The 14,301-nt window shown below is 71.4% G+C and carries 17 protein-coding genes and 1 riboswitch; of the genes, 10 read left to right on the top strand and 7 right to left on the bottom strand.

Annotation, left to right across the window (positions count from 1 at the left end):
* Window positions 1-72 precede the first annotated feature (72 nt).
* Window positions 73-1,200 carry an 8-amino-7-oxononanoate synthase gene (locus ACZ5SK_RS35290; protein WP_334583029.1) on the top strand — a complete coding sequence of 376 codons (1,128 nt, stop codon included), beginning with the start codon at window positions 73-75 and terminating at the stop codon, window positions 1,198-1,200.
* Window positions 1,201-1,275: 75 nt separating this feature from the next.
* Here ACZ5SK_RS35290 and ACZ5SK_RS35285 read toward each other — a convergent pair whose 3' ends face one another.
* Both ACZ5SK_RS35285 and ACZ5SK_RS35280 read right to left on the bottom strand, forming a co-directional pair.
* On the bottom strand, window positions 1,276-1,509 hold the full coding sequence (locus ACZ5SK_RS35285; protein WP_334583028.1) for a DUF397 domain-containing protein: 234 nt from the start codon (window positions 1,507-1,509) through the stop codon (window positions 1,276-1,278).
* 9 nt (window positions 1,510-1,518) lie between these two features.
* A complete protein-coding gene (locus tag ACZ5SK_RS35280) occupies window positions 1,519-2,379 on the bottom strand; it encodes a helix-turn-helix domain-containing protein (protein ID WP_334583027.1) in 861 nt (286 codons plus the stop codon).
* 214 nt (window positions 2,380-2,593) lie between these two features.
* Between ACZ5SK_RS35280 and ACZ5SK_RS35275 the strand changes: the two genes are divergently transcribed.
* On the top strand, window positions 2,594-3,076 hold the full coding sequence (locus tag ACZ5SK_RS35275; RefSeq protein ID WP_334583026.1) for an ATP-binding protein: 483 nt from the start codon (window positions 2,594-2,596) through the stop codon (window positions 3,074-3,076).
* A 51-nt stretch (window positions 3,077-3,127) separates the two neighbouring features.
* Here ACZ5SK_RS35275 and ACZ5SK_RS35270 read toward each other — a convergent pair whose 3' ends face one another.
* From ACZ5SK_RS35270 to ACZ5SK_RS35260, 3 genes are all read right to left on the bottom strand, one after another.
* Window positions 3,128-3,601, bottom strand: a complete 474-nt coding sequence (locus ACZ5SK_RS35270) for a C40 family peptidase (protein WP_079663740.1) — start codon at window positions 3,599-3,601, stop codon at window positions 3,128-3,130.
* A 3-nt stretch (window positions 3,602-3,604) separates the two neighbouring features.
* Window positions 3,605-3,775, bottom strand: a riboswitch (cyclic di-AMP (ydaO/yuaA leader).
* Window positions 3,776-4,154: 379 nt separating this feature from the next.
* Window positions 4,155-4,460: a hypothetical protein gene (locus ACZ5SK_RS35265; protein ID WP_099937782.1), complete on the bottom strand. Its 306-nt coding sequence runs from the start codon at window positions 4,458-4,460 to the stop codon at window positions 4,155-4,157.
* 7 nt (window positions 4,461-4,467) lie between these two features.
* A complete protein-coding gene (locus ACZ5SK_RS35260; RefSeq protein WP_334583024.1) occupies window positions 4,468-5,103 on the bottom strand; it encodes an ATP-dependent Clp protease proteolytic subunit in 636 nt (211 codons plus the stop codon).
* A gap of 74 nt (window positions 5,104-5,177) precedes the next feature.
* Between ACZ5SK_RS35260 and ACZ5SK_RS35255 the strand changes: the two genes are divergently transcribed.
* The 8 genes from ACZ5SK_RS35255 (at window position 5,178) to ACZ5SK_RS35220 (ending at window position 12,057) form a co-directional block, all read left to right on the top strand.
* Window positions 5,178-5,456: a type II toxin-antitoxin system Phd/YefM family antitoxin gene (locus ACZ5SK_RS35255; protein WP_457495531.1), complete on the top strand. Its 279-nt coding sequence runs from the start codon at window positions 5,178-5,180 to the stop codon at window positions 5,454-5,456.
* 266 nt (window positions 5,457-5,722) lie between these two features.
* The gene (locus tag ACZ5SK_RS35250) at window positions 5,723-6,025 is read left to right on the top strand and encodes an urease subunit gamma (RefSeq protein WP_334583814.1); all 303 of its coding nucleotides are present in this window, start codon (window positions 5,723-5,725) and stop codon (window positions 6,023-6,025) included.
* Window positions 6,026-6,035: 10 nt separating this feature from the next.
* Window positions 6,036-6,347: an urease subunit beta gene (locus ACZ5SK_RS35245; RefSeq protein WP_334583022.1), complete on the top strand. Its 312-nt coding sequence runs from the start codon at window positions 6,036-6,038 to the stop codon at window positions 6,345-6,347.
* On the top strand, window positions 6,340-8,061 hold the full coding sequence (locus ACZ5SK_RS35240) for an urease subunit alpha (protein WP_334583021.1): 1,722 nt from the start codon (window positions 6,340-6,342) through the stop codon (window positions 8,059-8,061). Before ACZ5SK_RS35245 ends, ACZ5SK_RS35240 begins: the two co-directional genes overlap by 8 nt.
* Window positions 8,062-8,089: 28 nt before the next feature.
* Complete coding sequence (locus tag ACZ5SK_RS35235; protein ID WP_361709050.1) at window positions 8,090-8,764, top strand: urease accessory protein UreF; 675 nt, start codon at window positions 8,090-8,092, stop codon at window positions 8,762-8,764.
* A gap of 135 nt (window positions 8,765-8,899) precedes the next feature.
* Window positions 8,900-9,577 carry an urease accessory protein UreG gene (gene ureG / locus ACZ5SK_RS35230; RefSeq protein ID WP_361709047.1) on the top strand — a complete coding sequence of 226 codons (678 nt, stop codon included), beginning with the start codon at window positions 8,900-8,902 and terminating at the stop codon, window positions 9,575-9,577.
* 1 nt (window position 9,578) lies between these two features.
* Window positions 9,579-10,337: an urease accessory protein UreD gene (locus tag ACZ5SK_RS35225; RefSeq protein WP_334583018.1), complete on the top strand. Its 759-nt coding sequence runs from the start codon at window positions 9,579-9,581 to the stop codon at window positions 10,335-10,337.
* A 118-nt stretch (window positions 10,338-10,455) separates the two neighbouring features.
* Window positions 10,456-12,057 (top strand): alpha/beta hydrolase, encoded by a 1,602-nt coding sequence (locus ACZ5SK_RS35220; protein ID WP_334583017.1) that lies wholly within the window; start codon window positions 10,456-10,458, stop codon window positions 12,055-12,057.
* Between the two features lie 72 nt (window positions 12,058-12,129).
* On the opposite strand, the gene ACZ5SK_RS35215 is transcribed toward ACZ5SK_RS35220, so the two are convergent.
* Window positions 12,130-12,885, bottom strand: a complete 756-nt coding sequence (locus tag ACZ5SK_RS35215; RefSeq protein WP_361709095.1) for a lysophospholipid acyltransferase family protein — start codon at window positions 12,883-12,885, stop codon at window positions 12,130-12,132.
* 140 nt (window positions 12,886-13,025) lie between these two features.
* Entirely contained in the window at window positions 13,026-14,279 is a 1,254-nt protein-coding gene (locus tag ACZ5SK_RS35210) for a PP2C family protein-serine/threonine phosphatase (protein ID WP_361709043.1), read from the bottom strand.
* Window positions 14,280-14,301 lie beyond the last annotated feature (22 nt).

Here is a 14,301-nt window from a genome sequence, read left to right as displayed (position 1 = left end):
GTATTGCCACACCGTGGGCGGCGATCGCTGCCGCTAGTGTCTGTCCGCTACCTACAAAAGCCCGGAGGACCCATGGCGTTCGGCTGGATCGACGAGCAGGCGGAGCTGCGCCGCCGCGCCGGACTCGTGCGGACGCTGCGGCCCCGCCCGGCCGACTCGCCGCTCCTCGACCTCGCGAGCAACGACTACCTGGGCCTGGCCCGGCATCCACGGGTCGTGGCGGGGGCCGTGGAGGCGGCCGGCACCTGGGGCGGCGGCGCCACCGGTTCCCGACTGGTCACCGGCACCACCGAGCTGCACGGCGAGCTGGAGCGGGAGCTCGCGCAGCACTGCGGGTTCGAGGCGGCCCTCGTGTTCTCCTCCGGGTACGCGGCCAACCTCGCCGCCGTCACCGCGCTGGCCCCGCACGGCTCGCTGATCGTCTCCGACGCGGGCAACCACGCCTCGCTCATCGACGGCTGCCGACTGGCCCGCGGTACCACCCAGGTCGTCGGACACGCCGACCCGCAGGCGGTGCGCAAGGCGCTCGGCACGCACGACGGCCCGGCCGTGGCCGTCTCCGACACGGTCTTCTCCGTCGACGGCGACGCCGCCCCGCTGGCCGCCCTCGCGGCCGCCTGCCGGGAGCACGGCGCCGGACTGGTCCTCGACGACGCCCACGGGCTCGGCGTGCTCGGGGACGGCGGCCAGGGCGCTCCGTACGCGGCGGGTCTCGCGGGCGCCGACGACGTCGTCGTCACGGTCACGCTGTCGAAGTCGCTCGGCAGCCAGGGCGGTGCGGTGCTGGGCCCCGCGCGCGTGATCGACCAGCTGGTCAACGCGGCTCGGACGTTCATCTTCGACACCGGCCTGGCCCCGGCGGCGGCGGGCGCGGCGCTGGCCGCCCTCAGGCTGCTGCGCGCGGAGCCGCAGCGCGCGCCGCGCGCGCGTGCGGTGGCGGACGAGCTGTACTCCCGGCTGACGGCCGCGGGTCTGGAAGCGGTGCGTCCGGACGCCGCGGTCGTCTCCGTGCGTGCGCCGTCCCCGGAGGAGGCCGTGCGGTGGGCGGCGGACTGCCGGTCGGCAGGCCTGGCCGTGGGCTGCTTCCGTCCTCCCTCCGTGCCCGACGGCATCTCACGCCTGAGGCTGACCGCCCGTGCGGACCTCTCCGGGGCCGAGCTGGAACGCGCTGTACGGGTGATCGACGAGACACGACCATGAGTCGGCGTGACACGGCCGTGGGTCGCCGCTGAGCACCGTTTGCCGACTACTGCGGTGTGTGGTGCTGCGGTGTGCTCAGCGGAACGCCGCCGTGAAGCCCGTCCAGCTCTCGGGGGAGAAGAGCAGGGCGGGTCCGGCCGGGTTCTTGGAGTCGCGCACGGCGAGCAGGCCGGACCAGGGGCCGATGGCCGGCCGGGCGGTCTCCACGCAGTTGTTCGCTCCCGTGCTGTAGCTGCTGCGCAGCCACCGCACCTGCGGGAGATGATCGGAATCGGTACTGGAAGGTACGTTCCGCGGTAGTGCGGACATGGTGCCTCCTTACGCGCCGTCGGCTATCGCGGCGATGTAATCCGATGAGTCCCCGGGCGAAAGGGCGTTTGCCCGAAGGGCGTTGAAGGCCTCGGTGTAGGCCTGGAGGTCTTCTTTCCGTTCGAGATAGAGGCTACTCGTCAAGTGGTCGAGAACAACCACATCCAGATCAGAAGTGCGCGAAAATGAGAAGATAACGAAAGGGCCGGTTAGGCCGATATGCGCCCCGGCGGAGAACGGCAGGACCTGAAGTCTCACCTGCGGCAGCCGGGCCGCCTCCACCAGCCGGCCGAGCTGATGCGCCATCACCTCGGGCCCGCCCACCTCCCGCCGCAGCACCGCCTCGTCCAGCACCGCGTTCAGCTCCAGCGGCGGCTGTGCGCGCAGCACGTCCTGGCGGGCCAGCCGCACCTCCACCAGGGTGTCGAGCTGCTCCTCGTCGGCGCCCTCCACCGCGGCCCTGGTCACCGCACGCGCGTACTCGGGCGTCTGCAGCAGCCCCGGTACCACACTCGTCTCCAGTGTGCGCATCGCGCTCGCCTGGGACTCCAGACTGATGAAGTCCCGGTAGGTGGGCGGCAGCACCCCTCGGTAGGCGTGCCACCAGTGGTCCCGGCCGCCGCTGCCCTCGGCGCCCGCCAGCGCCAGCATCAGCTCCCGCAGCTGTGGATCGGCCACCCCGTAGGCGTCGAGGAGTAACCGCACATCGGCCGGTTTTGACCCACTGGTGCCGGTCTCGATGCGGCTCACCTTGGACTGGTGCCAGCCCACGAGCCGGGCCGCCTCACCACTGGTGAGGCCCGCCCGGGTACGCAGTGTGCGCAGTTCGGCGCCCAGTTTCCGGCGGCGCACCGCGGGACCGTGTTGCATGGGCTCCTCCTTACTCCTTATGGGCCGTCCAAATACGCTCTGTCGTCGCAGAGTTCACCGCATCGAGCGACAGATATATGCATAACTTGGTGGATCGCCACCCGTGACCGGCGCGGTAATGGCAGTCTGGCGAAGAAGCATCCAGTCCGGGACCGTACTCGAACCACACGCACCGTGTCGGACTTCGGTCCCGTGGGAAAGGGACGACGTCGCCATGGCAGATCACCTGGAAGCATCCGTCACTCTGCCGAGCGATCCCGCTTCGGTCTCCACGGCCCGCGGCTTCGTGGTCGGCACCCTCGGGGAGTGGGGTCTGCCGGCGGACACGGAGGCGGCCGACACCGTCCGGCTGATCGTCTCAGAACTCGCCACCAACGCCGTACAGCACACTTTCGGGCAGTCACCCACCTTCACGGTGAACCTCGTCCTCGACCGTGACGAACACCTGCGCATCGGCGTCACGGACAGCCACCCGCGCTTCCCGAAACGACTGCCGGCCGCCGTCCAGCAGGACAACGGCCGAGGCTTGGTGATCATTCGCTGGCTGACCGCGGAGTACGGCGGCAAGCTCAGAGTGCGGCCCACCCGGGAGGGCGGCAAGACGGTCACCGTCGAACTCCCGTGGACCGTCCCGGCGGCGGAACCGGTGGCCGGAGCCCTGACTGCCCCGGCGGAGGGCGAGATCCCAGGGCGGTGACGGCGCGTCAGGGACGCCGGCGCCGCCCCGGGAGACTCAGGACCCGATGGCTCAGCGGACCCGGCCGTACCAGACGCTCTTGGTCCAGATCTTCTGCAGTTTCACCACGTCCCCGGTCTTCGGCGAGTGCCAGATCTTGCCGTTACCCGCGTAGATCCCGACGTGGTACACGTTCGAACCCGAGTGGAAGAACACGAGGTCGCCCGCCTTGCGGCTGGACGCCGAAATGTGCTTCGTCTTGTTGTACTGCTGGGCCGCCGTCCGAGGCAGGGTCTTGCCCGCCTTCTTGTACGAGTACAGCGTGAGCCCGGAGCAGTCGAACCTCTTCGGCCCGGTGGCCCCGTACTTGTACGGAGCGCCCTTCTTGGAGGCCGCGATCTGGAGCGCCTTCGTCGCCGGCGTGGCAGCCGAGGCGTCCGGGGCGAGCCCGGGGACCACGACCGAGCCGCCGACGGCGGCGATGGCGAAGGCCGAGGCCGTACCGGCCCGGACCATGAGCGACGGGACACGATTGAGCGCAGTCATGCGCAACCCTTCGTCAGCCGCCTGTGAAGGATGACCTGTCGGATTCGGGCTGGCGAAGTTGCCCGGCCGCTGACGCGGCTTCACCCCAAGGGCTGCTCGGCCCGGCCATGGCGTGACCGTTCCGGCGACCCGTCGTGCTTGGGTCCTCCACTCCTGCCGATGCACTTCTGTCGACCGGTCATCCGGGCGGCGGCAGGACTCGGCGTCCGCCCGGACCGCCCCGCCTCTTGTGGCGGGGGCTTGTCGTCAGTCAGGGATCTTGGCTCACGGATGTCCGAAAATCCCAATGGAACCGGGGATTTGTGGGGTTACTCACCACTCACCCGTTCGGGTGGACACCCTGATGGCCGATCAGGTGTCAAGGCGGCCACAGGGCCCCGGACCAGCGGTGGAGCCCTTTATTCCGTCCGAAGAGCGCCCATTTGCGCAACCTCTACCGGCCGTGGAAGACAGCGCACGCTACGCCGAACGGGGGTCGCCCGTCTGGTCCGTTTCAACTCCGGGCCGGACGGCACGCGCGAGGCGCGGACCGCCCGGCCGAAGCCGGGTCGCGTCAACTGTCGGAGAGCGGAGGCACCGTGACGCGCGCCGTGCGGCGCTCCCCGTCCAGGACGCGCAGCGCCCGCGCGAGCGTCGGGGCGTGCAGCTCGTTCTCGCCCCGCTGGTGCATCAGCGTCAGCGCGTCACGCAGCACGGCGGCCTTGCTCACCAGCGCCTGGGCGGCCCGCAGCCCGCGGTACGTGTCGCCGTGGTGGGCGGGGTTGATGCGGCCGAGCAGGTCGACGACGTCGAGGTAACCGTCGATCAACTCGGCCTCGGCGCGCGTCAACGCGGGCAGCGGCGGCAGTTCGGGCACCATCGGCCCCTCACCTCCCGCCCTGGCCGCCGGCCGAGGTCTTGCGGGTGGAGATGATGCCGTCCACCAGGCCGTACTCCAGGGCCTCCGGGGCGGTGAGGAACTTGTCGCGCTCGATGTCCGCTGTGACCTGCTCCGGGCTGCGCCCGGTGTGCAGGACGAGCATCCCCTCCAGGGTGGCCCGGATGCGCGCCAGTTCATCGGCCTGGATGGCGAGATCGCTGGCCTGTCCTTCGACAGGCTCGGGCAGGGACGGCTGGCGGATCGTCATCCGCGCGCCCGGCAGCGCGAACCGCTTGCCCGGCGTGCCCGCCGCGAGCAGCACCGCCGCCGACGAACCGGCCTGGCCCAGACAGGTCGTCTCCACGTCGCAGGTGACGTACCGGATCGTGTCGTACAGGGCCGTCATCGCGCTGAACGAGCCGCCGGGGGAGTTGATGTACAGCGCGATGTCCCGGTCCGGGTCCTTGTGCTCCAGGTACATGAACTGGGCCATCACGTTGTTCGCCGAGAAGTCGTCGATCGGCGTCCCCAGGAAGACGATCCGCTCCTCCAGCAGCTTCGAGTACGGATCCATCGTCCGGCTGCCGAAGCTCGTGCGTTCGGTGAACTCGGGCAGGACATGGCGGGCGGACGGTCGGGTCATCGGAAAGCCCCTCCTTCTGCGTCAGGCGCATCTGTAAAAAATGTACAGGACGTACGTGACGTTAGAATGGGGGCATGGCCTACGAGATTCCGGTGACGCAAGCCAGGGCTGAACTCGCCGACCTGATCAACCGCGTGGTGTACGGCGGAGAGCGCGTCGTCGTGACACGGCACGGCAAGCCCCTGGTCGCCCTCGTCTCCGCCGCCGACCTGGAGCGACTCGACGAGCTGGACCGTTCCGCGCAGGAGCCGGTGATCCGCTCGGTCTCCGCCGTGCGCGAGGTCTCGTCCGCTCCCCGCGAACAGCAGCGGTTCGGCATCGCGGCGGAACACCGGGGGCCGAACCCCTCGTGAGGACGCCGCCGGCCGGCGAGCTGTATACGGTTCGGTCCTCGGTGCCGTCCCGGGCGGCCTTGCCGTGGGACCGGTACGGCGGGAGGGCCTGGGCGCGTCGATGAGCGCGACGCTGCCCGCTGTCGGGATCATGCATGGGGCACCGCCCGGTTAACAGGCCCGAAACGCGGTCCAACTAGCCTGCCGGTCCATGCCACCAGGGACTTTTCCCCGTGGCCGCGGCAACCGGGCCCCGCACGGCCTGGAGCGAGGATGTGAGGTGGGACGTGCAACTGACCCCGCACGAGCAGGAGAGGCTGCTGATCCACGTGGCGGCCGACGTCGCCGAGAAGCGCCGGGCCCGCGGGCTCAAGCTGAACCACCCGGAGGCCGTGGCCCTCATCACGGCGCACATCCTCGAAGGCGCGCGTGACGGCCGTACGGTCGCCGAGCTCATGTCCTCCGGCCGCAAGCTGCTCACCCGCGACGACGTCATGGAGGGCATCCCCGAGATGATCCACGACGTGCAGGTCGAGGCCACCTTCCCGGACGGCACCAAACTCGTCACCGTCCACGACCCGATCGTCTGAGGGGGCCTCGATGATTCCCGGAGAGTTCCTGTTCGCGGACGAGCCCGTCGTGTACAACGAGGGCCGCGAGGTCACCCGGCTGACCGTCCTCAACGCCGCCGACCGACCCGTCCAGGTCGGCTCCCACTACCACTTCGCCGAGGCCAACCCGGGCCTGGACTTCGACCGCGCCGCCGCGCGCGGCAAGCGGCTGAACGTCGCCGCCGGCACCGCCGTGCGCTTCGAGCCCGGGATCCCCGTCGACGTCGAACTCGTCCCCCTCGCCGGCGCCCGTGTCGTGCCCGGGCTGCGCGGGGAGACCGGAGGTGCCCTCGATGCCTGAGATCTCGCGTGCCGCCTACGCCGACCTGTTCGGCCCGACGACCGGCGACCGCATCCGGCTCGCCGACACCGACCTGCTGATCGAGATCGAGGAGGATCGTTCCGGCGGCCCCGGCCTCGCCGGTGAGGAGGCGGTCTTCGGCGGCGGCAAGGTCATCCGTGAGTCCATGGGACAGTCCCGCGCCACGCGCGCCGACGGCACGCCCGACACCGTCATCACGGGCGCGGTCATCGTCGACCACTGGGGTGTGGTGAAGGCCGACGTCGGCATCCGCGACGGGCGGATCACCGGCATCGGCAAGGCCGGCAACCCCGACACGATGGACGGCGTCCACCCGGAACTGGTCATCGGACCCGAGACCGAGGTCATCGCGGGCAACGGACGCATCCTGACGGCCGGCGCGGTCGACGCGCACGTCCACTTCATCTGCCCGCAGATCGCCGACGAGGCGCTGTCCGCCGGTGTCACCACGCTCGTCGGCGGCGGCACCGGGCCGGCCGAGGGCTCGAAGGCGACCACCGTGACGCCGGGCCCCTGGCACCTCGCGCGCATGCTGGAGGCGATGGAGCAGTACCCGCTGAACATCGGGTTCCTCGGCAAGGGCAACACCGTCTCCCAGGAGGCGATGCTGTCGCAGATCCGGGGCGGGGCGCTGGGCCTGAAGCTGCACGAGGACTGGGGCTCGACCCCGGCCGTCATCGACGCCTCGCTGACCGTCGCCGACCGGACGGGCATCCAGGTCGCCATCCACACGGACACCCTCAACGAGGCCGGCTTCGTGGGCGACACCCTCGCCGCGATCGCCGGCCGCGGCATCCACGCCTACCACACCGAGGGCGCGGGCGGCGGGCACGCGCCGGACATCATGACCGTCGTCTCGGAGCCGCACGTGCTGCCGAGCTCGACCAACCCGACCCGGCCGTACACGGTGAACACCGCCGAGGAACACCTCGACATGCTGATGGTGTGCCACCACCTCAACGCGGCGGTCCCGGAGGACCTGGCGTTCGCCGAGTCCCGGATCCGGCCGTCCACGATCGGGGCCGAGGACGTCCTGCACGACCTCGGCGCGATCTCGATCATCTCCTCCGACGCGCAGGCCATGGGCCGGGTCGGCGAGGTCATCATGCGGACCTGGCAGACGGCCCACGTGATGAAGCGGCGCAGGGGCGCGCTGCCCGGCGACGGCCGCGCGGACAACCACCGGGTACGCCGCTACATCGCCAAGTACACGATCAACCCCGCGCTCGCACAGGGCCTGGGCCGCGAGATCGGCTCCGTCGAGGGCGGCAAGCTCGCCGACCTGGTGCTGTGGGAGCCCGCCTTCTTCGGCGTCAAGCCGCACCTCGTCATCAAGGGCGGACAGATCGCGTACGCGCAGATGGGCGACGCCAACGCCTCGATCCCGACCCCGCAGCCGATCCTGCCGCGACCGATGTACGGGGCGATCGGGCGGGCGCCGGCGTCGAACTCGTTCAACTTCGTGGCGCCTCTCGCCATCGAGGACGGACTGCCGGAACGGCTCCAGCTGGGCAAGAAGTTCGTCGCCATCGACTCCACGCGCGCGGTGACCAAGGCGGACATGCGGGAGAACGACGCCAGGCCGCGCGTCCAGGTCGATCCCGACAGTTTCGCCGTGCACATCGACGGGGAGCTCGTCGAGGCGACTCCGGCCGCCGAACTGCCCATGGCCCAGCGGTACTTCCTGTTCTGATGGACACGTCGACGACAGGTGGTCCGTGATGGGCAGGGCAGCACTTCTGGTCCTGGCCGACGGCCGCTTCCCCGCCGGAGGGCACGCGCACTCCGGCGGGGCGGAGGAGGCGGTCAAGGCCGGGCGGATCACCGACGCGGCGAGCCTGGAGGCCTTCTGCCGGGGGCGGCTGCACACGGCGGGACTGGTGGCGGCGGCGCTGGCCGCGGCGGCGGCCGTCGGGGCGGACCCGGCGCAACTGGACGCGGCGGCGGACGCCCGCACACCGTCCCCGGCGCTGCGGGCAGCCGCACGACGACTGGGCCGGCAACTGATGCGGGCCGCCCGCGCCACCTGGCCGAGCGCCGAACTGGACGCCCTGGCAGCGGAGTTCCCCAAGGGGGCGCATCAGCCGGTGGTCCTGGGCCTGACCGCGCGGGCGGCCGGCCTGGGGGCGCAGGACGCGGCGTACTGCTCGGTGTACGAGAGCGTGAGCGGGCCGGCGACGGCCGTGGTGCGGTTGCTGAGCCTGGACCCGTTCGAGGCGACCGCCGTCCTGGCCCGGCTGGCGCCGGAGCTGGACCGGGTGGTCGACCGGGCGGTGTCCGCGGGGGCGGCGGTGGCGGCGCGCGGGGTCGACGCGTTGCCTGCGGCTTCCGCGCCGCTGCTGGAGATCGGGGCGGAGGTGCATGCGGCTTGGCCCGTGCGGCTGTTCGCCTCCTAGATTCCTCGCCCCCGCCGCCCCTTCCCGTCCCATCCCCGGGGGCTCCGCCCCCAGACCCCCGTTCGGCCCCGAAGGGGCCTCGTCCTCAAACGCCGGACAGGCTGAATTGCCCGGCCTGGCTGAATAGGAGCCGTTGTGCATCTTGGTCACTCCCCCCACGGTCCCGCCGCCGTCAGTGCCGACGCGCGTCGGCCGGACGGGTTGCGGCGCGCCCTGCGGATCGGGCTCGGTGGGCCCGTCGGGTCCGGGAAGACCGCCACCGTCGCCGCGCTCTGCCGGGAGCTGCGGGACGAGCTGTCCCTCGCCGTCGTCACCAACGACATCTACACCCGCGAGGACGCCGAGTTCCTGCTCCGGGAAGCCGTGTTGCCGCCCGAGCGGATCACCGCCGTCGAGACCGGCGCATGTCCGCACACCGCGATCCGGGACGACATCTCCGCCAATCTGGAGGCCGTGGAGGATCTGGAGGACGCCGTCGGGCCGCTCGATCTCGTGCTGGTCGAGTCCGGCGGGGACAACCTCACGGCCACCTTCTCCAAGGGGCTCGTCGACGCGCAGATCTTCGTGATCGACGTCGCGGGCGGGGACGACATCCCGCGCAAGGGCGGCCCCGGCGTCACCACCGCCGACCTGCTCGTCGTCAACAAGACCGACCTCGCGCCGTACGTCGGCTCCGACCTCGCCCGGATGGCCGCCGACGCCAAGGCCCAGCGTGCCGAACTGCCCGTCGTCTTCCAGTCGTTGCGCAGCGACAGCGGGGTGAGCGACGTCGCCGCGTGGGTGCGGACGCGGCTCGCCGCCTGGACGGCGTGACATGAGCGGTGTGCACGCCACCGCGCGGATCGGGGCGCGCGGCGACGGACGTGGGGGGACCGCGCTGCCCGTCCTGGAGAGCGACGGGCCGCTCGCCCTGCGGCGCACCCGGGGCACGGGCGCTCAAGCGCGGGTCGTGCTCGTCGGGGCGATGAGCGGACCCCTCGGCGGCGACCGCTTCGCCGTCGAGGCGGACGTCGGCAGCGGCGCCCGGCTGTGGGTGGGATCGGCCGCTGCCACCATCGCGCTGCCCGGCCAGACGAAGGGCGAAGCCCACTACGACGTGCGCCTGAGGGTCGCCGACGACGGCGAACTGCACTGGCTGCCCGAGCAGTTGATCTCCGCCCGGGGCAGTGACCTGTACGTCGCCACCCGGGCCGACCTCGACGCCGGGGCCCGGCTGGTGCTGCGCGAGGAGCAGGTCCTCGGACGGGTGGGGGAGGAGCCCGGCCGGCTCACCAGCCGGCTCGTCGTACGGGTCGCCGGGCGGGTCGTCCTCGATCAGGAGCTGGCCTGCGGGCCCGGCGCTCCCGGTGGCTGGGACGGCCCCGCCGTGCTCGCCGGACACCGCGCCCTGGGCCAACTCGTCGTCGTCCGACCTGAGTTCGCCGAGCAGGCGGTGGCGGCCCGGGTCCTCGGGGAGCAGGCCTGTGTCATGCCGCTGGCCGGCCCCGCCGCCCTCGTCACCGCCGTGGCGCCCGACGGACTGCGGCTGCGCCGCGTGCTGGACGAGGCGCTCGCCGCACTCGACATCCGGTGAGCGGTACGTTCTGCTCCGGTTATCGGATTGGCAAAGAAGGTCAACGACACCTGTTCTCAGGCGCCTCACAGCCGAGAGGATCCCTCTGCCGCCATAACTAGGTAGGGAGAGGGCCCACTTGAGGGACATACGACCGACCAAACGGACCGCTGCGCTCGGCTCGGCCGGTGTACTCGTCGCCGCCACGCTGCTCGCCGGCGCCGTCGCGGCGCCCACGGCGAGCGCGACCAGCAGCCGCCCCGGGCAGGACCGTGAGGCGCGCGGCGCTGCGATCGCCGCGGAGCGCGCCGCCAAGGCCGGCATCGACTGGCAGGACTGCCCCGCCGACTGGGGCCTGGAGAAGCCGATCCAGTGCGGCTGGGTCACCGTGCCGCTGGACTACGCCAGGCCGAACGGCAAGCAGATCAAGCTGGCCGTCGACCGCATCGGCAACACGGGCACGCCCCAGGAGCGCCAGGGCGCGCTCGTGTACAACCCCGGCGGCCCCGGCGGGTCCGGCCTGCGCTTCCCGCGCCGCGTCACCACCAAGGCCCCCGTGTGGACCAACGTCGCCAAGGCCTACGACTTCGTGGGCTTCGACCCGCGCGGGGTCGGCCACTCCGCGCCCATCTCCTGCATCGACCCGCAGGAGTTCGTCAAGGCGCCCAAGGCCGACCCGGTCCCCGACAGCGCGGCCGACAAGCGCGCGCAGCGCAAGCTCGCCCGTGAGTACGCGGACGGGTGCGCCGAGCGCAGCGGCAAGGCCGTGCTCGCGCAGATGACCACGCCGAACACCGTCCGCGACCTGGACGTCATCCGCGCCGCCCTCGGCGAGAAGAAGCTCAACTACCTGGGCGTCTCCTACGGCACCTACATCGGCGCCGTCTACGGCACCATGTTCCCGGGTCATCTGCGCCGCATGATCGTCGACAGCGTGGTCAACCCCTCCCGCGAGAAGATCTGGTACGAGGCCAACCTCGACCAGGACGTCGCCTTCGAGGGCCGCTGGAAGGACTGGCAGGACTGGGTCGCAGCCAACGACGCGACCTTCCACCTCGGCTCCACCCGCGCCGCCGTCCAGGCCAAGTGGCTTCAGCTGCGCGCCACCGCCAAGAAGAACCCCATCGGCGGGGTCGTCGGCCCGGCCGAGCTGATCTCCTTCTTCCAGAGCGCCCCGTACTACGACTCCTCGTGGGTTCCGGTCGCCACCGTCTTCGGCAAGTACTTCGCCGGGGACACCAAGGCCCTCGTCGACGCGGCCGCCCCGGACCTCACCGACACGGCCGGCAACATCACCTCGGAGAACGGCAACGCCGTCTACACGGCCGTCGAGTGCACCGACGCCAAGTGGCCCACCAGCTGGCAGAAGTGGGACCGGGACAACACGGCGCTCAACAAGAACTACCCGTTCATGACCTGGGCCAACGCCTGGATGAACCTGCCGTGCGCCACCTGGCCGGTCAAGCAGCAGACCCCGGTGGACGTCAAGACCCACAAGGGCCTGCCGCAGGTGCTCATCGTGCAGTCCACGCGTGACGCGGCCACCCCGTACCAGGGCGCCGTCGAACTGCACCAGCGGTTCAAGGGCTCGCGCCTGATCACCGAGAAGGACGCCGGCTCCCACGGTGTGACCGGCCTGGTCAACACCTGCATCAACACCCGGGTGGACGCCTACCTCCTCACCGGCAAGCTGGACACCGCGGACGTGACCTGCACGCCGCACGCCACGCCGAAGCCGTAACCACCGGCAGCACGACGGCGACGAGGGGCGGCCGGAACAATCCGGCCGCCCCTCAAGCATCTTGACGGTCCGTCAACTCAGCGGCAGCCGACGGAACTTCCGTTCCTTCTGCGGCTTGTCCGGTTTCTGGGCCTTCTCCGCCTTGGCCGCGGCGGCTTCCTCCGCCTTGGCGACGGCCGCGTACTGGTCCACGTACTCCTGCTCGGACAGCATCAGGATCGCGTACATGATCTCGTCGGTGATCGCCCGCAGCACCGCCTTCTCGTTCTCCATGCCGAGGTAGCGGGAGAAGTCGAGGGGCTTGCCGAAGCGGATCACCACGGGGTGCAGGGTGGGGATCTTCTTGCCGGGAGGCTGTGCCTCGAAGGTGCCGATCATCGCGCAGGGGATCACCGGCGCCTGGGCCTTCAGGGCCATCACCGCGACGCCGACCTTGCCCTTGTAGAGGCGGCCGTCGTGCGAGCGGGTGCCCTCCGGGTAGATGCCCAGCAGTTCGTCCTTGCTCAGGACGCCCAGACCCTCGCGGATCGCCGCCTGACCGGCCTCCTTGCCCGAACGGTCGACCGGGATCTGTCCGGCGCTGCGGAAGAAGGTCGCCGTCAGCCGGCCCTTGATGCCGGGGCCCGTGAAGTACTCGGCCTTGGCCAGGAAGGTGATGCGCCGCCTGAGAACGGCGGGCATCAGGAAGTGGTCCGAGAACGACAGGTGGTTGCCGGCGATGATGGCCGCTCCCGACTCGGGGACATGCTCCAGACCCTCTATGCGGGGGCGGAAGAGCAGTTTGAGCAGCGGCCCCAACACCACGTATTTCAGGAGGTAGTAGAACAAGGGAGTCGCTCCTCGGGTCCGGCGGATCGGCTCGTGGCCGTGTTCCAGCAGGTCAACCGGCATGGTGTGGGGTGTCAGTGTAGGGGCAGGCGGCGACGGCCGGAACCGTGCCGATCCAGGTCCGCGGCCCGTCCCCACGGTCACAGCCGTACGACGACCAGGGCCGTGTCGTCGGTTGCGCCGCCGGGCGGCAGCAGCTCCAACAGGACGGCGTCGGCGAGGGTTTCGGGGTCGGCGTCCCGGTGCCTGGCGAGGGCGTCGGCGAGGCGGTTCACACCGGTGTCGATGTCCTCCCGCCGGCGTTCCACCAGCCCGTCGGTGTACAGGGCGAGGGTGGCGCCGTCGTCGTAGGAGGTGCACGCCTGGGGCCGGGGGGTCGGGGTGGGGCGGGCGTCGAGCGGGGGATCGGTGGCCTGGTCGAGGAACTCCACGCGGCCGTCGGCGTGGACGAGCACGGGCGGCGGGTGCCCGGCGCTGCTGTAGGTGATGGTGTGGTGGTCGAAGTCGATGAACGTGGTGACCGCGGTGGCCGACTCGGCGCCGTCCACGACGTGCGCGTACCGCCCGAGGACGTTCAGCGCCTCGGCCGGTCCCTCGGCGACCCGGGAGGCCGCGCTGAGCGCGCTGCGCAGCTGGCCCATCACCCCGGCGGCCTCCAGACCGTGCCCGACGACGTCCCCCACCGACACGCCGATGCGGTTGCCGCCGACCAGGTCGACCAGGTCGTACCAGTCCCCGCACACGTTGAGCGCGCCCACGGCCGGCCGGTAGCGCACGGCCGCCCGGTGGTGTCCGACCTGATGGCGGGCCGGCAGCATCGCCTCCTGCAGGACCAGGGCCACCTCGCGTTCGCGGGCGTGCGCGCGGCGCAGCCGCTCGTTGAGCTCCTGCAGCTCACGGGCCCGGGTGTACAGCTCGGCCTCCAGGACGCGACCCCGGCTGTCGACCTGTGATCCGTGCCCGCCCGCCCCGCGCCCGCCGCGGGCCCGGATCAGCTCGGTGACCTCCTCGACCCGGTGCACCAGCAGCACCACCGACCCGTCCGGGCCGTGCACCGGCGCGTTCACCGGGCTCCAGTAGCGCTCCTCCCACTCACCGGGGCGCTCGGCCGACTCGACGTCGTAGCGCTGCAGCGCCATGGTGTCCCGCTCGCCGGTGACCAGCACCCGGCGCAGCGAGGCCTCCAGGTTGCGCATGCCGGTCGCGGCCTCGTCGTTGGGGTTGTCGGGAAACACGTCGAAGAGATGCCGGCCGACCATCTGCTCGCGCTTGCGGCCCGTCACGCGCAGGAACTCCTCGTTGGCGTCGGCGTACACCAGCCCGGGCGTCAGCAGCGCCACCATGCCCGGCAGGGCCTGGAACACCGCCGCGTAGTCGATCGCCGTGTCGTTCATGGCTCGCGCCCCATCCGCCGGT

It is taken from the genome of Streptomyces sp. NPDC031474 (genome assembly GCF_055581185.1).
This window is presented reverse-complemented; position numbering and strand designations above follow the sequence as displayed.